This is a genomic window from Brakhagea slesvicensis (assembly GCF_052161625.1).
Classification (GTDB): Bacteria; Planctomycetota; Planctomycetia; order Pirellulales; family Pirellulaceae; genus JBKCUI01.
This window is the reverse complement of sequence record NZ_CP197412.1, coordinates 1,601,801-1,620,328: the sequence shown is the minus strand read 5'-3', so window position 1 is coordinate 1,620,328 and position 18,528 is coordinate 1,601,801. Positions and strand designations below refer to the sequence as shown.

General features: G+C 54.7%; 11 protein-coding genes. 3 read left to right on the top strand and 8 right to left on the bottom strand.

The features are described from left to right. Positions 1-6 precede the first annotated feature (6 nt). Both SH467x_RS06315 and SH467x_RS06310 read right to left on the bottom strand, forming a co-directional pair. Positions 7-2,838 (bottom strand): tetratricopeptide repeat protein, encoded by a 2,832-nt coding sequence (locus SH467x_RS06315; RefSeq protein ID WP_482370434.1) that lies wholly within the window; start codon positions 2,836-2,838, stop codon positions 7-9. Between the two features lie 164 nt (positions 2,839-3,002). Beyond that, positions 3,003-6,689, bottom strand: a complete 3,687-nt coding sequence (locus SH467x_RS06310) for an FG-GAP-like repeat-containing protein (RefSeq protein WP_482370433.1) — start codon at positions 6,687-6,689, stop codon at positions 3,003-3,005. Positions 6,690-6,899: 210 nt separating this feature from the next. Here SH467x_RS06310 and SH467x_RS06305 point away from each other — a divergent pair, with 210 nt between their 5' ends. The 3 genes from SH467x_RS06305 to SH467x_RS06295 are packed head-to-tail and all read left to right on the top strand — an operon-like array spanning position 6,900 to position 10,084. Next, on the top strand, positions 6,900-8,651 hold the full coding sequence (locus SH467x_RS06305) for a serine hydrolase (RefSeq protein WP_482370432.1): 1,752 nt from the start codon (positions 6,900-6,902) through the stop codon (positions 8,649-8,651). 44 nt (positions 8,652-8,695) lie between these two features. After that, entirely contained in the window at positions 8,696-8,923 is a 228-nt protein-coding gene (locus SH467x_RS06300) for a DNA gyrase inhibitor YacG (protein WP_482370431.1), read from the top strand. 45 nt (positions 8,924-8,968) lie between these two features. Beyond that, on the top strand, positions 8,969-10,084 hold the full coding sequence (locus tag SH467x_RS06295) for a hypothetical protein (protein WP_482370430.1): 1,116 nt from the start codon (positions 8,969-8,971) through the stop codon (positions 10,082-10,084). A 30-nt stretch (positions 10,085-10,114) separates the two neighbouring features. Here the strand turns inward: SH467x_RS06295 and SH467x_RS06290 are convergent, their stop codons facing one another. From SH467x_RS06290 to SH467x_RS06265, 6 genes are all read right to left on the bottom strand, one after another. Further along, positions 10,115-11,311, bottom strand: coding sequence for a M20 family metallopeptidase (locus SH467x_RS06290; protein ID WP_482370429.1), 1,197 nt, complete (start codon positions 11,309-11,311; stop codon positions 10,115-10,117). Beyond that, complete coding sequence (locus tag SH467x_RS06285; protein WP_482370428.1) at positions 11,308-12,318, bottom strand: threonine ammonia-lyase; 1,011 nt, start codon at positions 12,316-12,318, stop codon at positions 11,308-11,310. Before SH467x_RS06285 ends, SH467x_RS06290 begins: the two co-directional genes overlap by 4 nt. Before the next feature lie 273 nt (positions 12,319-12,591). After that, a complete protein-coding gene (locus SH467x_RS06280) occupies positions 12,592-12,975 on the bottom strand; it encodes a hypothetical protein (RefSeq protein WP_482370427.1) in 384 nt (127 codons plus the stop codon). 13 nt (positions 12,976-12,988) lie between these two features. Further along, positions 12,989-14,068, bottom strand: a complete 1,080-nt coding sequence (locus SH467x_RS06275) for a DUF1559 family PulG-like putative transporter (RefSeq protein ID WP_482370426.1) — start codon at positions 14,066-14,068, stop codon at positions 12,989-12,991. A gap of 291 nt (positions 14,069-14,359) precedes the next feature. Then, entirely contained in the window at positions 14,360-16,804 is a 2,445-nt protein-coding gene (locus SH467x_RS06270; protein WP_482370425.1) for a PVC-type heme-binding CxxCH protein, read from the bottom strand. Between the two features lie 277 nt (positions 16,805-17,081). Then, entirely contained in the window at positions 17,082-18,383 is a 1,302-nt protein-coding gene (locus SH467x_RS06265) for a glucose-1-phosphate adenylyltransferase (protein WP_482370424.1), read from the bottom strand. Between the last annotated feature and the right edge of the window lie 145 nt (positions 18,384-18,528).

The window sequence follows — 18,528 nt, the reverse complement described above, 5'->3', positions numbered from 1 at the left end:
CACGGATCACTCAGATTCTTTTTGCAATGGGTAAATGACCAGGGACTCTGCTGCTTCGTTGGCGGCAGGATATTTTTCGCGAGCCAACCCGACTGCGATTCCCTGCGCGTTGTCATCGGGTTTGAAACGGAGATGCAAATCTTTATGTTTGCGCTCCAGTTCTTTGTTACCGAGCTGCGCATAAATCAAACCCAGATTGTAATGGGCGTTTACGTTTTCCGAATCGATGGCGATAGTTCGTAGGAATTGCTTGGCGGCATCGTGAAGCATCGCCTTGCGATTCGGTTCCTCGGTTTCCGATCGCAATTGCTCCGCGCGATCGAAGAGGGTCCGTCCCAACACGTTGAGCGCTTCGATATCCTTGCTGAAATCGAAACCACGCGATTTCCGTTCTTCTGTCGTCTGGTCAACGATGGCTCGGAAGTTCGCCTCGGCCTCGACCAATCGTCCTTGCTCGCGATTGATCAAACCGCTGAACCAAGCGATCGTCCATTCCGGTGCTTTGGGATCCTCGAAGGCGACCGCTCTGCGGATGGCATCTGCCGATTCGTCGATTCTTCCCTCTCGCAAGTAAACGCGCGCCAAGTTCACCGGTCCATCGAAACGGCCAAGCTTCTCGACTTCCTTAAAAGCCTCCTCCGCCTGCTTCAATTCCGATTTCCCCTCCAAGAACAATCCGATGCCGTAATCGTTCCAACGTTGCCAAACAGGGATGGCTGATTTTTGCTCCATCGAAACAGGCTCTAAGCCCTCGACGGGGAAGGTGACTGTGTCTTGGGCCAGCGTGAGGATTGGCAAATTATTGGTGTAGTTTCCTTCGGCATCCAAGCCCGAATTTGACACGTTGACCCCCGCGTTGCGCTCTCGATCCTCCGGTTTGGTCGACTCCGCCAACCGCTTGTGCACAATCTCCATGTACTCGTGATCGAACTTGCGATACTGCAGTTTCACCGTCGCTTTGATCGACCCCTGCACATCCTCGGGCACGTGGAAACTGTAATGGACGACTTGGCCTGCTCCCGGTGGGATCTGGTGGTTGTAGAGGGGGGTGAAGATATCTTGCGGATTGCGGCGATTGATGCGATTGCCATGTCGATCGAGCATGAAGACATTCACGAAGTGAGAGCGAGGGTTCACCTCTCCCTTCGAATCCATCTCGCCGCTCTGACCGATAACAGTACCGTTGCTCTCCAGCGTGACTTCAAGCCACACTTCGTTTGAGTCTACGGTCCCCTGTGTGAACTCATGGCCTACTTTCAAAGTCCGAATGATCGATTCGAGGAGATAGTTTTCTCCTCGCTTCAACGTAGGAATCTCCGGTCGAATCGGGGCATGCAACTTGCCATCGATTTTCCCTTCTTCCTTCACCCCGAAAATATCGACACGCACGACTCCATCCAAGAACTTCTTGTGCTGCGCTTCGACTTTGTCCCAATACCCGCGCATGAACGGGAGACCTGAGTTTCCGGACGCAAACGTATGGTCGTGGATCGATAGTTTTCCATCTCCTACGAAGTCCTTTGCACCAAAGTCGCTTGACTCAACCAGTCCCATATGGCAATTCGCACAGGCTTTCTCCGCTTTGGGCGGATAATAAAAACTTCGTACTCCATGCCCGGAGACACCGCTCAACAACCACGAATCGTAATGATTCTGTCCTCGCAAGAATTCTTTGTAGTGGTTCAGTTCGTAAGGCAGATGCACCTTGTGGCAAGTCGAACAGAACTCGGACGATTTATGAAAGTCCTTCAGGAAGGTTTTCTTGTGAAACTCGGGCTTGGCTTTGATCAACTGGTGATTGACCCATTGAAGGAATGGGTTTTCGCTGAACGTAAAAGGGTACTGCAACGGCTCTTCAATCGTGTAGTCGGCGTTGCCACGTGTTGAGTTGACATTGGTGATCGCATGGCAAACCGTGCAAGTGATTCCGGCTTGCGAGGTGGGGTGATTCACATCGTCAAAGTGAGGGTCATCGAACGCTCCGCTAAAGAACGGAACGGGATCGTGACAACCAGCACACCAACGCGCGGCTTTCACATTCCCATCCCGCTTCATCGAAACCTCACGGGTCTCGCGAACGCTCACCAAATAGGGAGGATTGTTGAAGGAACTGAATCGGTGCGCGCTATGCTCCCAATGCTTGTAAGCATCCGCATGGCAGGAGAGGCAGTACTCGTCGTTGTCCAACACCTTAGCCGAGATAAAGGCTCCGTTGGATGTGCGGGATAGAGAAGGTTGGAAATATTTAACACCTTCGATCGACCCGACCTTGTTCCATTCACGGGGATCCTGCGCGTGCATGGAAACCATCACAGCAACAAACGAAACGGCGGCGGCCCCGTATGCAACCCCGATCTTCCACTTGATCCTTTGCCCAACCAATCGATGGAGCCAATACAGCCAAATAGCAACCAACGGGCTCAGTACGTGCAACCAATAGACGACGGCTCGCGTCGCTGGATGCTTCAGGTCGAAGACGTCGCCGATGCGTACCAACAGCAGCCCTGTCACCAACACCACGAGACTGATCGCAAACAACGCATAACCGACTCGAATCGCTCGCTTGTTCTTCCGCTTGCGAGCTGTGACAAGGTGAACGATTCCGAAGATCAAGAATGGCAGTAGGAAGATGATCCCGAGGACCACGTGCCCCAGGAACATGTAAAGATAGAACTGATTCTGATAGGTGTGCCCGCTCTGCCATTCAAGATACGTGATTGTCGCCAAGTAAAGGGAGTTGGCACCCAGCAAAGAAAGGATCGCGAACAACACGTACAGCAACCGCTTCAACTGCGGACCGATCGCCGGCACGTACTTTCGTTTCTTCGGTTGATTCATTCTCGTTTTTTCCAGCGGATGGTCAGAAGAGACGATTCGTAAGGTGTCTTGCGAACCGCAATGAGTGCTTAACGGAGATTAACCGACAATTAGACTCGAAAACAACGACTCGTTCCATAGAAATTGAAGCGAGCAGTTTGTCGCGGTCCTTCAAGGTGAGGACCCTAGTTTGCACTCGTGGCGTCTCGTATCTGATCCCAAAATAGCCGGGATTCCTGCTCGCGGGTCTGATATTTCTCCAGGAATTCCCGGTGCCGAGGGGTATCGGGATACGATTGTTCGGGGGAGTAGGGATATCGCTCCATCGCTCGAAACGGAAGGGGCTCAACGCTCTGGCCGTGAAGCGTGTTCAAATCGGCATCTTTATCCCATCCGACGTTGTACAGGATGAAGTCGCGGACCCAGCCATCAGGAACTTCGCCAGCCACCGCATCAAACCGAACGGTCATCTCGTCCCCCGCCCCCATGACGACTTGCAAATCATCGGGATCCCGCACTAACTCCGACACTTCGCCGTAGCGCGTGAATCGACCAAGCATCGGAGGCCAGATGGATTCCTCGCTGACTTGATCGTAAGCGTACCGCTTCGGGGCATTGCCTGGTTGCGGGATGAGCGCGGAGAAGCCACGGTAATGGAGATCCGCGGACTTGAGGGGCAGTGGAGTTAATTGATGTTCTTTCTCGCCTACTTGAGCGGCAACACTAAAGAAGATTTCATCCCAGCAAAGCTCCATGTTGGTGACCAATCGGACTCGTCGATCGTCGGTGAGAAACGCATCAGACAGATCGATCGCAATGGTTTTGGTCTTCCCTCCCGGGAATCCCGCATAGGGAATAACCTCGACCCATTCTCCCTCCTCATTCAAAACTTCGATCGCGGGCGGTTTCAACTTCGGCTTGTTCGGGTTCTCGGTCATTCCGATATTGAGCGAGGTCGAAGTCGGGAATACCCATCCGGTCAGATAAAGTGTTAGCCCGCGATCCTTCCAAGCCTCATGATGGAGATCGATTTCCAACGAGTGGGTTTCGACCAATCCCTGATTCACTCCTTCTGTCCAACTGCGGGTGTAACTGCCGTCTCGCTTTTGGATCGTGGCACTCCAATCCTTCCCGCTTTGGTCTACCACCGAATGCGGAACACGTCGTTCTCGGACCGCATGAATCTTGAACTGAGCTAACTCGGCAGGCCCAACTTTTTCGTTGGTGTAGATCTCGACGTCGGCGGGATGGTCGATCGCCATCAACTGAACCGAATCGAAGTAAGCGGCTTCCCAAAGTTCCTCAGTCAACTGCAAGACATATTCCCCATCCTTGGGTTTTAATAAGGAACCGTCGATCTTGAGATACTCCCAATCCCGTGTCGGTGCCGCTACCCCTTGCGCAAACTGCAGACCGATCGGAGCTGCCCATAAACAATCGGTACAGAATTCAAATCGCTCTCCATTCCAAGTGTAGAGGTAGGGACAGGAACCGCCCAAGTTCTGTTGATCGAAGATCGTGGATCTCTCGCCGATTCCAATCACATTGTTAGGGATCCCATTGGTCCAAAGAATGCGAGCGATGTCCGCCGATTTCGCATCCCCAAGCCCGAAGGTCGTGCGGGTCCCTCGGACGATCCTCGATTGATACTTACCTCCCGTTTTGAGCTCGATCAAACTCCCGACCCCGTGCATATTGCAACGCTCTCGAGGCCGTTGCTTGCCATCCTCGTCGGCCCGGATGACGACCTCAATACGACGATTCCGATTGCCATCCTTGTTCTCCAAAAGCAGCAGCTGGCCGTTGGCGGTCAACAAAACAAGATCGTCATCCCCGTCGGTGTCGATGTCCCAAGCGACAGTCTGTCGAACGGCTTCTTTCGGTGCAGCCGATTGTTCGTTCTTCGTCAGTTTTCCATCAACCGACCCATAGAAGAATTGCATGCCACCCGTGGTGAGCAAAACGATGTCTTGGTAACCATCATTGTCCCAATCTCCTGTGATCAAACCGTGAACCGAATCGGTTGACAAGGATTCAGCCGATGCTGGTGTCCACGCCTGACGCCCAAGGGACTTCATGCGAACCAATACAGCTCCGTTGAGCCCCCCCATCACCAAGTCCCAACAAGCGTCTGAATCGACGTCGATGGCTTCTACATAGGTGCAGCGACCTGCAACAAGATCGGGCCAATTCAAACTGCGGGGAAAGTAGCGTCCGTGCAGATTGTTCCCCAGAAACATGGGTTCCCCTGCATTCATCCCAACCAAGAAATCATTGAGAACGTTTCGATCAAAATCCATACCGAGGATCGTCCGAGCTCCCGACTCCGCTCCCGGAAGCGTGGAATAGGGTGAGAAAGGAGCGAACGTCCAATCGCCTCGATTCGACCAGAGAGTCACACCCGCGTCGGAGACGATGGCCAAGTCCAAATCGGAATCGTGGTCGAGATCGATCAAGTGGACGTCGGAAACGTTGCGAAGATCCTCTAGCCCATCCCCAAGTGCTACTGCAACGAGTTCCCGCTTTCCTCCCTCGGCGAGCAAGTCGTTGCGAAACAGCTGGAGTCCCTCTTTCCCGAAGACGACCAAATCCAAATCGGTGTCCACCCACTGCGCATAAGGATTCGCAGGGGCATCCGGTGGAGCCGTGCTGGGTAATGCCGAATTAGGCAATACATCCTTTCGAAATTGAAAATCATGATCCAAGTCCCCGAGCCGTACACCATCCGCCGGAACGCGTAACGATGCCATCATCAACGTCTTTCCCTGCGGATCGTTTGACGAATTCCAGACCTTCAACTCTTTATCCGTCACCACCACCAAATCCAGATTCCCATCTAAATCCAAATCCTCTACGGCCATGGCTTGCACGGCGTCCCCTGCTGGAAACGAAAAGGAAGACTTCGGTGCAAAGGATTGTTTGCGTTCTGTCGGTGGAGCCGAGACGGGGGGATTCGATTGATTCAATCGGAGAACGACAAATTCCAGATCGTGGGGCTCAAGGAGATGGAGGTCGTTTTGATAGGCGAGTTCAGCCAGAAGGACATTGCGAAGAAATGTCGCTTGCGTCTGCGCGGTTCGCCAATCATCCTTCGCAAGCGCTGCGGTTGCCCGTTCCAGCAGTTTGGGGATCGGTGAATTGGTGCGCGCTATCACGGGTTGCAACGCTTCTCGAACCGACTCGAGATGAGCAGCCGCGGATGCCTTCTGATTCTTGACCAATGCGTCCAAGGACCCGATTTGCAGAACGAGATTGGTCGGTGCCAGCTTGAGTGCAGACTCATAGAGCTCGGGGAGTTGTGGAATGGGATTCCCATCGCTTTCCGTCTGCAAATGCTGGATCAATTGATAGAAGGTATCAGGACGGGCGTTCTTCTTCGCGATCGCACGTTGAAACGCATCTCGCGTTCCCGACGCATTCCCTCGCAGTTGATAAAAACGCCCCAACAGAGTCGCGCCATCCGGTTCGTCTGGAACGAGTGACTCAAGTTTCAATATGGTTTTTTCGAACTCTTGCGAGAGCGCCGCAAACTCCTTGGGCGCCTCCGCTTCATCCAACAGTCTCAGTCGAACCAGCAAGGCGACGGCCAAGTTCTGGTGACCGAGCGGATCGGTCGGGAATTGAGTCGCGATCGTTCGGAATCCGTCCAGTGATTCGCCAAGCAGTTTCCCCTCCTTATCGGTCTCTGCTCCGTTTTCGAGCAAGGCGATGGAGCGTTGCACCACGGCGATCGTTTGGACCGAGTCGGTGGTTTTCTTCTGGCATCCAGCGAGGATCGACCCGAAAACAAGGAACGCCCCAATCAATAGCGATCTTATCGCAACGCGTTGAGAGATCGAAAGGGGAAAAGGAAACCGGGACAACAAACTCATTCTTCACCATGCGGTACCGAACACATGCAGCAAGCTTCAAAGAACATTCCGCCATTGTAACCGCATTTGCAAAGCCTTCGACACACCCCAATGCAACCGGCCCGAATACCGAACGGTTTCATTCAGGTTATGCTAGTAGTCTGCGGTGCAATTACTCTGCCGTGCAATCCGTTTGCGTTGCACTTCGTGTTATCTAATGAATCAACCTCCATGAGCGCGTATCCGATGAAGATTGCTGTCGACCGGCGATTCTTTTTTCTCTCTTTCCATCTGACTCTGACTTGGTTGAGCGGATGGCTATTCCTGGCAAGCGGGATTGAACCCATCGTTGCTCAGGAGACTCCCCAGGCGATTGCAACTGTCGAACAAGGACGGTCAATCAAAACGTTATTGCAATGCAATGAGGAGGAGAGGAGATCGCGAATCCAGCGATTCCGCGCCTATGCAGACGAAGCGCTCGAAGTTTGGCCGGTCCCCGGATTCTCGATCGGGATCGTTCAAGACGGACAAGTACTCTTCGCCGAAGGCTTCGGAGTACGCTCTCAATCGAATCCTGAAGCGGTGGATGGCGATACCCTCTTCGCGATCGCGTCGAATTCCAAAGCGTTCACTGCCACCGCTTTGGCAATGCTCGTCGAGGAAAAGAAGCTGAATTGGGAGGACCGCGTTCAAGATCATTTGCCTTCGTTCCGTCTATTCGATCCCTATGTCAGCAGCGATATGCGGGTGGCGGATCTGCTTTGCCATCGCAGTGGACTCGGGACCTTTAGCGGTGATCTGCTCTGGTACGGTACACCTTACACACCAGAAGAAATCCTTGCTCGGTGCCGCCATCTTCCTCAGGCGGGGCCCTTTCGTTCGCACTATGGCTACTCGAATGTTATGTACTTGGCCGCAGGTTTGATTGTCGAAAAGGTCGGACAGAAGCCTTGGAGTGAATTTGTGCAAGAACGCATTCTCGAACCGCTTCAAATGCAACGGAGCGTTACGTCGACTACGAAGCTCGATTCGATGACCAACGTCGCCTCCCCGCATAAGAATACAGAGACTGGCATCGACGAGCTTCCCTGGATGAACTGGGACTCGATGGCGGCTGCGGGAGGGATCATTTCGATCGCCCGAGACATGTCGCAATGGATGCTCCTGCAATTGCAAGAAGGGGAGTGGAAAGGGAAACCTCTATTTTCGAAGGAATCGTCTCATGCCATGTGGCAATCGAGAACCATCATTCCCCTATCAGCCGCTTCGAAGAAGCGAATTCCGCAAACCCATTTCCGTTCCTACGCCTTGGGATGGGGACTCGCTGACTATCGGGGACGGCAATTAGTCAGCCATGGAGGGGGATACGATGGGATGTATTCTCACCAGATCCTGATCCCTGAAGAAAAGTTCGGTGTGATCGTGCTAACCAATAGCATGACATCACTCCCGGACTCGTTAGCCTATCGCGCGGTCGATATGGCTCTCGGTGCTCCGGACCGGGACTGGAGCGAGGAGAATCTGAAGAGATATAAGGACTCTCGCAAAGAGTTCTACGATCGAATTCGCGAAGTGGTTACCCCAAAAGTCCCCCATACGAAACCGAGCCACCCTCTCGCTTCCTACGCGGGAGTATTTCGCTGCCCACTCCTGGGGGATGCGACAGTCGCAGTAGAAAAAGTCGCAGTAGAAAAAGTCGCGGCAGAAAAAGTCGCGGCAGAAAAAGTCGCCGCGGAAGAAGCCGCCAGGGAATCCGATCGCTTGGTCCTCCGGATTCAAGCCAATCCAAACATGGTTGCTGATCTGGAGCCCATCCAATACGACACATTTCGCATACGTTGGCGAAACAAGTTCGCTTGGTACGACGATGGATCGATCCTCTTCATCCCCGATGCGTCGGGCGAGTTGGTGGAATTGAAGCTCGATGTCCCCAATGACGACCTATGGTTTCACGAACTGCAATTCCGCCGGGTTCGTGAGTGATCGGGCGTTTGGAGGATTGCGAAATTCGGGTATTCTCTAGGATTATGAAACCGCGCAATAAAAATGCTCGCTGCCCCACATGCGACAAACCCTTTGTCCCCGATCCTCAATCCATGGTGATGCCCTTTTGCTCGGAACGCTGCAAACTGGCCGACTTGCACCGCTGGATGTCGGAAGACATCGGTATCCCACACGGGAGTTCAGAGCCCGAGGATCAAGAGGAAGAGGCACCATCCCCTCCCAGTTCGCCACGGGAGTGGCGTTTCGATTGAGTCGTTTTTAATGCTGTGCCCTGCAACTGGATTGCCCCTACCATCATGACTTCGAGCCCACAATCCAACGACCCCAATGCTTCCGAGCATATTCGAGTCCCCAACGTCGGGATCGATTGGTATCGTACCGCCCCTTGGTGGCGTCCACTGACCGCCACCCTCACGATGTCTTGGCGTTTATCGCACTTGCTGATTTGTATGGCCGGCTTGTTGGCAACCCAGGCCTACGCGGTTGCGGCCTATTTCCTGTTTGCGCCGGAACAAATCGCTGGTGAGAAATGGATCATCGGCAAGCTCCCGTGGCGTGACACCGCTGCCGAGGGCTTTGTCGCGCTGGGCCCCCATATGCGTTACATCGATGTTTGGTCGGGCTATTTAATGCCCCTCGCGACGTGGATCGCGGCTCCGACGCTGCGAGGAACCGCTTATGCCGCTGCAATGCTTTTGGGAATCGCCTTGATCTGGTCCCTCATCGGAGGCTGTTTGCTGCGACGATCGATCGTTGAGGCAGGGGTACGCATCCCCGCCCCTTGGAAAGACACGCTGCGATTGGTTCGCAGACGTTGGCAGTCCATGGTCTGGGCCGTTACGATGCCTTTCACCGCCGCCCTCATGCTTATGGTGATACCCTGGATCCTCGGATGGATTGCGAATATCCCAACCATAGGGCCTTGGATCGTTGGCATCTTGATGTTTCCTGTTTCGCTCCTGTCGCTTGCCATCGGATGGATCTGCGCTATTTCCTTGCTCGGCTTTCCGCTGGCATTGGCGGCTATTGTGACGGAAAGGAAAGCGGACGCGTTCGATGGTGTTTCACGATCCGCGGCCTACGTATTCCAACGCCCTGTCCTATTGATATTGATCGTGGCCTTGTTCGAACTCATTCATTATGGTGGGGGCGGTCTCTTCACGATGCTCTTGACGACAGGGCACTCGCTGGTCAATAACGCCCTGGAGGCGTCCGCCGGACCAACGTTCCGACCCAGCGACGGAGGTACCACCTGGATGTTTCACGCCGTGGTACCCCTGCTACTGACCTCTTTTAGCGTTAGCTTCTTCTGGTGCTCGCAAGCGGCCCTCTATCTGATCCTAAGAAAGGATGTCGACCACGCCGAATACGATCTGGTGGACATGGATACCGAACCAGCCCATCGCACCTGAGTTTAGTGGGAACCGACGCTAGCAACCAGTTCAGCTTCCGGCATGAACCTGCCGCATCACCTGCAAATAGAATTGATAAGCCAGTTCGACCTGCGATACTTCGACGAACTCAACCGCCGAGTGCGCTTGATCGATCGAGCCAGGTCCGAAGACGATAGTCGGTACACCCGCACGGCCTAACTTGCTCGCATCGCTCCCAAAGGGAACGCCCAGTGGGGTTTCGATCCATCCCAAGCTCTGAGCCGCTCGCTGACATTGCTCGACAAAGCCCTCGTGCTGCGGTACCGACCACGCGGCATCGACCAAATAGGGTGGCATGATCTCCAGCTGAATCTCAGTACGGTCGCGCAGATGCTCTCTTAGTCTCTGCGCCGTCTCCTTCCACACCTCGTGCGGGTCCTCACCCGGAAGCAATCGGCGATCGATTTCGATCTCGCATCGATCCGGAACAAAGTTGACTTGCACGCCCCCATGGATGCATCCCACGTTGATGGATGCAGGGCCCAGCAGTGGATGTGCCTCACCCTTGCTCAGACGCTGCTGTTCCTCTTCAAAGAAGCGAAGGATCTTGGCCATGGGATAGATCGCATTGATACCCAAGTGGCATTTGGCGCTATGGGCGGCGACACCATGGGTCACCACTTTCCAACGCAATACACCTTTGCTCGCCGTGACAATTCTCAACTCGGTCGGCTCCGCCACAATGGCTCCGATTCCCCTTACTCCTGATGATTGCAACCCTTCGCAGAACCGCGAGATTCCTTGAAAGGAATACTCTTCGTCCACCACACAAGCCAACACGATATCGATGGGAGGGGGCGATTTCAGTGTTGCAAAATCTGCAAAGGCGCAGAGCATCGCCGCCAATCCACCCTTCGTATCGCACGCACCGCGACCAAAAAGGCGACCGTCACGTTCGTTCGGTACAAACGGTGGGATCTCCATCCCCGCGACGGAGACCGTGTCCATGTGGGCTTCCAGGATGAAACATGCGTCCGATCGAATACCAGGCAAACGTGCCAAAACGTTGAATCGTTCTCGATGCAACTCGCTTGCTGGAATAACCGGCTGCCGTTCGCACTGCACCCCTCGTGCTCGCAAGAATCCCTCGATCCAACAAGCCAACTCGAATTCCCCCGGCCCCCCCTCGTACGAGGTGTTGACGCTGTTGATCTCGATCAGACGAGACAAAGTCTCGATTACTTGGGGAGAGGAATTCGCCATCATTGGGACCCCTCCTGACAAAATCGTTCGAATGCGGCGTCATCCACATTGCGTCCGCTCAAGACCACGACAATATCCCCGTCGCCACTCCAGTCGAGCGAAGCGTGCAGGAGTGCGGCTGTCGTGATCGCTCCGGAAGGTTCTGTCCGCAGACCGTGAAAGTCCCACAACCATTTCATAGCCCGTTTGGTTTCGTCGTCCGAGATTGCGACACATCGATCGACATGGCGATGGAGTATCGGCCAGTTGTGCATGCCGACATCGTAAGAAAGAAGGCCATCGCAAATGCTCTGCGGAGCCGCAACACGAACGCGTTTCCCCTCGCTCATAGATTGCAGGAAATCGTTTGCACCCGAGGGCTCCACCGCGATGACTTGCACGCCCGGAAACTCATGCTTCATCGCCAAGGCGTGACCGGCCATAAGCCCTCCGCCGCTCACGGCACAAATAAAGTGGGAAGGCGATCGGCCCTCCTGCATCAGGGATCGCGCGATTTCCAGTCCGCCGACTCCATTTCCAGCGATGACGTGGTTGTCGTCATATGGGGAGGCCTGAAGTGCATCTTCTTGTTCAGCGATCTCCTTGGCCATTCGGTCGCGAGTACCCGTCAAGTGGTCGGTAGTGATGTCATAAGTTCGAATCTCCGCGCCGAACCGTTGGGTCAAATCGAACTTCACCCGAGGCGCCGTTTCGGGCATGACGATGATCGCTCGTTTGCCAAACTGCTGGGAGGCAAAGGATAGCCCCGATGCGAAGTTGCCGGAGGAATGGGCCGTGATTGGACGATTCGTCAAATCGTGGAGATGGCAAGCCGTCCAGTTCAGCGCCCCGAGAACTTTAAAGGACCCGACCGGCGTCCACCCGTAGTCTTTGATCCAAACCCGTCGATGGGTAGGAAGGCCCAACGCACGTTCCAGTGCGTAGGAGCGGATCAATGGGGCAGGAGAGAGGAAGGGACGGATGCGATGTTCGGCTGCGACGATATCGTCCCAAGTCGCGACAAGGGTCACGGTGATGCCTCGTGAAGGGATGGAGGGGAGGAAGGACGCGGGTGGATGGGAGGAGAGGGAACGCGCTCTCGGGATGGAGATTGTAGCCCACGATACGTGCAGCGGCACCGCGCGTAGCCTAAGCAAGGAATCTCTCATTCGAGAACGTGCACAGGCTCTTCTCGGAAAGAGAACCCAAACGAAAGAAGGTGGCCGAGCGAACCCGACCACCTCTTTAAAGCGTTTGTGCTTTGGATTTCGTCCACGCTCAACGCGTCGACAAATCAGCGAGCATTACTTTCCTTTGGGAAGGTCTGCCGAGGTGACCTTTTCCAGCTTACCATTGTCTTTGATGGCCCAGCCTTCTCCACTCTCTGCAGCTTTCTCGTAAGCGATCACTTCAGGCGAGGGAGAGTTGTCTTTGACAGCCTTCCCCCAAATCACCTTCACTTCGCCGCTTTTGATTGCAGCGACTGCTTTAGGGAATCGGGACTCGAAAGCGTCGAGATCCTTTGCGCTCTTCAATAGCCCACCTCCGTAGGTGGATTCCAAAATCAGACCGTGAGCTTCGGTGATTGCTTCTCCAGCATCCGCTGGAAGGGCAGGACCAGTTGGCGCCGAGCCTCCACAACCAACGAGAAGGGAAAGCCCGATCATCATGAAAAAATTGCGAATCATTCCGTGTTGATTTCTATTCGTTCGAGGAAATAACTTCACCACCTGCTCGACTGCCAAGTGCTTGCCAGGTTACGAAGTCGATCGAGTCAGATATCAACCGGGTTGATCCGTCCGCATAACAAACGTTTGCACCGCCAGTGTGGTAGCTGGATGTGGGGATGTGTGCTTGTGCGTAGGAAGAGTTCCCGCAACCGTAGCGTTGCTGTGCGGTATTCTGCGTCCTCTTGTTCCAGTTTGGTGGCAAGGTGTGTGCGTAGGAGAACAGTTGGTTCACCGAACCACGGTAGTACTGAAGACCACCATAACGGAAATAGGTTGGTGCGACGCTTGGCCCCGTAGGTCCGCATTCTGGCAGATTTCTGCCGTCCGTTAGCTGAGCCCCGGTGTAGGCAGTCGAGATGATAAAGGAGGTCGTGTGATCGTACTGACCGGTTTGCGTGCTGTTGAAGTTCCCTCGCTTCACCTCTGCGAACATCGCGGTATTGCTGGTTCCATCCGAAATCGACCCATGGGTTGGGCCTTTCAGCATTTGACCTGTCCCTGGGTTGGGCATCGCGAAAATGCCGTCGCCAGGCAATCCACCACGATAGTCCGCATTAGCCCCTGTCGAAACCATATAGTTCGATCGCCCTGCGTTCGATTGAAACATGGTGGATGGGTCGGAAGGGCACAAGTACATAGGGATATCGCCGACGCGAGCAGCTGCGTTCGCTCCCGTCAACGCAGGAATTCCGGGCCCAATCGCTACATCCGAATTGACGTTGTAATCCAAATTCCACTGGTTCAGCTTACTGCCCTGTTCTATGTAGGCAAGCAGAACCACTTGCGGAGAGGCATCCGAGTAGTAGGTCGTTGGAACACCACCTGAATTTGGCAAGACCTTTGAGTGCCTTCGCGGTGGAAAGTACTTCATCGCACTTTCAAAATTGTGGGCGGATAGACCCATTTGCCGGATGAAATTCTGGCACTGCATGCGTCTCGCTGCTTCGCGGGCTGCTTGCACGGCGGGGAGCAAGAGCCCCACCAGAATCCCGATGATCGCGATGACGACCAACAACTCGACCAGCGTAAAACCGCGTCGATACTTCTTCATAGAATCACTCCCAACCGAATCAAATAGAAAAAAAACTAATGGGCTTCAAGCCAGTTTAACATCCCTTGGAATTTGGCCAAGCGAATAGATGACCGATTTCCACAGGACGGGGAGGATATTAGACGCATCCTAAATACCGCCCGTTCCCATGTAAATCGTCGCGAATCTGCAGCCCGCTACCTGAAAATCCTTATCGCTTTCCGCTATGGGCCTCGTTGCACCCCAGGTCTGTTGTAACGGCAGACATGCGGGCATTCTTTCGTTGAAACCCGATAGGATTATTTGCCAAAATTATTCCGTCCCCTGGCTCAAAAAGGCGACCAGATCTCGGATTTCCGACGCCGTGAGCGTTTGGTAGGCGTCGGCGGGCATGATCGATAGCCGACTCGGAACCTGCTCTTCGATCTCCGCCATCGGTACGTCGACCACGCTTCCGTCCTTGAGCAGATACTTCATGTGGGTACCCGATCCGCTGTTAAGCTTCGCTCCCTCTAACGTACTGCCATCCAATCGCCGAACCTTCCAAGCGACGTAAATGGGTCCCACCTCACGGCTTGGATGCAAAATCGACTCCAAGATTCGCTCTCGCGTCGCGGTTCCTGCTAAGGTGGCGAGATCGGGCCCAACGCTGGGGCCTCGACCACCCATTCCATGGCACTGCACGCAAACACTCCGCATCAAAACGCGTCGCCCTTTCTCTGCGTCCGCGGGCTCGGCGAGTATCCCCTTCCAAGCATCTTCGTCATCTGGCGATGGCAACGACTCCTGGCTCGACTCCTTCCGTGTCAACGTTTTCCACTCCTCCACAAGCCGTGGCTCCGATGCCAGTTTGGCCTCAAACCCCTCTCGATCCCCTGAGGCCTTGTCTATCACACGAGACAATGCTGAAAGTGCATCGAGACGTGCATCGAAATCCCAATTCGAGTCCAATACCCATTGTCTCAAAAACTTAGGTGCATCGACGTGTTTCGACCAAGCCACGAAATCGACCGCTTGCCGCTGAAATTCGGGAGTCGCGATCTCGATGACCAATCGCTCCAACTCGGGCAAGCTCGGTGCTTCGGATTCGGAGGGAAGCCACCGAAGGGCTGCGGTCCGTAATGCGGTGGTGCGCTGCGGATCGCGCAACACTTCCAAAAGCAACGCCTCCCGTTTGGGGTCCCGCCCTTTCTGGCTTGCAGAACCACTCTCTAAATAAGCCATGGCGGCCGTAGCCTCGGCGAACTCATGGAGCGGCAGTCGGTTGCTATCGAGCGACTCTTTCAGCAATCCCAACCATTCGCGATTACCCGATTCCGCTGCCCATCGCGCAACAAAGCGATGCACCTGCGAATCTGAGGACTTCATCCCGATGGGGAAATAGGTCCGCTTCCATTCCTCAGGCAACTTGGCGGGATCGCACAACTCCATCCACCGCACGGCTTGCAACCATGACAACAAGTACTTTGGGTCAGCAGGTGGTTGATGCAGGTCGATATTTTGGTGACGCACCAATCCCGTAATGGCCGCTTGCGCGAGGAACGGGTCGTTCGAGCGACTAGCTTGCCACCGTTCTTCGACAGCTACGACCGGATCCGATGTGAGCCTTCGTGCTGCCTGCTCTTTCGGTGACCAGGCGGCGAGCACGCTTCCCTCGGAGGTGGCGGAATCACGGGCGTCGTCAGGAACCAATCGCCAAAGTCGGCCCTTTTGGTGGACCGGGTAACTGCGATCCACCCAATCGGTAAAGTAAACCGAACCATCTGGGGCGACGGCGAAGTCGACAGGGCGGAAATTCACGTCTCCCTGCACAATCGTCGTGAACTCCGCCTTCCAAGACGCACCGTGGGGGACGGGACGATACGCTTCGATACGATTATCACCCCAACTGCTTACCCAAAGGGAATCCCCAATCGGAATCACCGCACAGGGGGCTTCTCCCGTCCCCGATGCCATGGGAAGTGTTCCCGGCAACTCACCGTTCCAAGCTAACAGCGGGTGGGTGCCGGCCCGTCCGAAGCGGAATTGAAACCCATAGTCTGCACCTTCGACAACGTGGATCAGTCGGCATGGCGGACGGGAGTCGGGGTCGTTGTCCACCGTCCATAACCGACCTGCTGCATCAAAGCAGGTCCCAAAGGGATTCCAAAAACCGGTGGCCACGCGCTGGCAGTCTCGGCCGTCAGGTCGACAACGGAAAAGATTGCCACCCTCTCCTCCCCCAGATTGCTTCGCGCCATCGGGGCCGATCAATCGATAAGGCTGGCCAAAATTCTCTCCCTGCCCAAAATAGATCCAGCCATCCGGACCGAAGGCAATCGACGAAAGTCCATTGTGCGGATAATCGGCCGTGGTCTCGAGCCGAATCAGTGTCTCCTGCTGATCTGCTCGACCATCCCCATCGGCATCTCGCATCCGATCGATGCGCGACCGTGTAACGACATAAAGCCATCCCTCCCTAGAAGTCGCCACGCCCATGGTCGCCACACCACCTTCATGGAACAGCACCTGTCGATCGAGCGAGCCATTCCCATCGCTATCGTCGAAGCGATAGATACGATCCACCTTCGGCCCCGAATAACCATCCGGAGGGAAATGCGTATGGCACTCCACCACAAACAAACCACCTTGGCTATCGAACCGACAACCGATGGGTGTTACCAAATCTGGCTCCGTCCGAACCGACTCCAGTTTCCATCCCTCCACCATCACCTTGGGCTCAGCAGCCCAGGTGCAGTGGTTGGTTCTCATTTCCATGCAGGCAATCGATAACAAGCTCGCACAGGAATACAGGCTCGCGCAGGAACAAAGGGCAAACCGAATGCGGGTGAGATTCAACATGAAGGGGGCCCTCAGCTCGTGAACGGAACAGACGCACGGGGTTTGGTGCGGGCAGGGTTTGGTGCGGGCGGGGAATCGGTATAAGCGTATTATCAGCATGGGCGCGAGAGAGCCGTCGGCCACGCCATGAACCGGTAGCTAGCGCGCTGCGGCTACTAGCCCTGGGATTTTTACCAAATTGCCAAGCAATCGCTTACTGCATCGTCCAGCTATCGGGGAGCGTGGCATCCTTCGTGACGATCGGGATGGCGTCGCGTATGAAGCATGGATCGTATTGATCCGATTCGTTGACTTGCAGGCGATTGATGACTTGTACATGTCGGCCAATGCGTACGTTCTTGTCGAGGATAGCGCCGTCGATCAAGCTGCCCGAGCCGATACCAACCGGAACATGACCCGCGGCGGTGTTGTTTGCTAGGTCTTGGTCGGTTTCCGAGAAATCGGCCCCCATGATGATACTGTTCCGAATCGTAACCCCTTCGCCGATGACGCATCGCAGACCGATCACGCTATTCTCAATGCGAGTTCCTTTTCCAATCCGGCATCCGTCAGCGATCAACGAACTCGAGATGGTCGCGCCATCGACCACCGAAGGGGGAAGGAATCGCGCGCGGCTGTAGACCGGGTGGGCCGCATCAAAGAGATTGAACTGGGGATTGGGATTGCTTAAGGCCAAGTTCGCATCGTAGAAAGCGCGAATGGTTCCGATGTCTTCCCAGTAATCGTCGAACAAATGGACTTGCACTTTGCGCGATCGAATCGCAGCTGGGAAGACTTCTTTTCCAAAGTCGCTGTAGTTGGTCTTGTTAAGAACATCGAACAACAGCTCTTTGTTGAAGATATAGAGCCCCATGCTGGCCAAGCAATCGCGGCCTTGCGACGGGATGCCTTGCGCGTCGATCCACGCGGGGTTGGTGGAGACCATATTGATCTCCTCTTCGGTCTTGGGTTTCTCCAAAAAGCCAGTGACTCGTCCGGTGTCATCGCACCGCATTACACCGAGAGCGTGGGCGGCCGATCGAGGTACCGGTTTGGTCGCAATGGTCACATCGGCGTTGGTCTGGATGTGCGTCTCCAGCATCTTGGAATAATCCATGTGATAGAGCTGATCGCCGCTAAGGATCAGAACATACTTGCAATCCTTTTCGTCGAAGTACCGCAGGTTTTTGCGGACTGCGTCGGCGGTTCCTTCGTACCACTCCGTTCCTCCCTCCATCGTTTGTTGGGCAGCGAGGAGTTCGACAAAGCCGCCGTTGAAGTTATCGAAACGATAGGTTTGGCGAATGTGCTGGTGGAGCGAGACGCTGAGGAACTGCGTGACGACGTAGATTTGATTGATGCCGCTGTGAAGGCAGTTGCTGATCGGAATGTCGATCAATCGATACTTGCCAGCCAAGGGAACGGCAGGTTTCGCTCGGATTTTTGTAAGGGGATAAAGGCGGGTTCCTCTTCCACCACCGAGAATCAACGAAATCACCTGCCTCATGTTGTTCATTGCAAAACCTCTTCAAAACCGTCGGAATGGTACGCCTATAGCGCTTTAAGATACCGTAATTGATTGGGAGGGGACAGCAGAGATCCCAAACGATAAAATCGGAGCGATTCGTCCATCGGGATCGGAGCGATGTTGGCCTGATCCG

Bases quoted from the DNA above. Each gene is read 5' to 3' on its own strand.
- SH467x_RS06315 (WP_482370434.1), bottom strand. From the start codon at position 2,838: ATGAATCAACCGAAGAAACGAAAGTACGTGCCGGCGATCGGTCCGCAG.
- SH467x_RS06310 (WP_482370433.1), bottom strand. From the start codon at position 6,689: ATGAGTTTGTTGTCCCGGTTTCCTTTTCCCCTTTCGATCTCTCAACGC.
- SH467x_RS06305 (WP_482370432.1), top strand. From the start codon at position 6,900: ATGAGCGCGTATCCGATGAAGATTGCTGTCGACCGGCGATTCTTTTTT.
- SH467x_RS06300 (WP_482370431.1), top strand. From the start codon at position 8,696: ATGAAACCGCGCAATAAAAATGCTCGCTGCCCCACATGCGACAAACCC.
- SH467x_RS06295 (WP_482370430.1), top strand. From the start codon at position 8,969: ATGACTTCGAGCCCACAATCCAACGACCCCAATGCTTCCGAGCATATT.
- SH467x_RS06290 (WP_482370429.1), bottom strand. From the start codon at position 11,311: ATGATGGCGAATTCCTCTCCCCAAGTAATCGAGACTTTGTCTCGTCTG.
- SH467x_RS06280 (WP_482370427.1), bottom strand. From the start codon at position 12,975: ATGATTCGCAATTTTTTCATGATGATCGGGCTTTCCCTTCTCGTTGGT.
- SH467x_RS06275 (WP_482370426.1), bottom strand. From the start codon at position 14,068: ATGAAGAAGTATCGACGCGGTTTTACGCTGGTCGAGTTGTTGGTCGTC.
- SH467x_RS06270 (WP_482370425.1), bottom strand. From the start codon at position 16,804: ATGGAAATGAGAACCAACCACTGCACCTGGGCTGCTGAGCCCAAGGTG.
- SH467x_RS06265 (WP_482370424.1), bottom strand. From the start codon at position 18,383: ATGAACAACATGAGGCAGGTGATTTCGTTGATTCTCGGTGGTGGAAGA.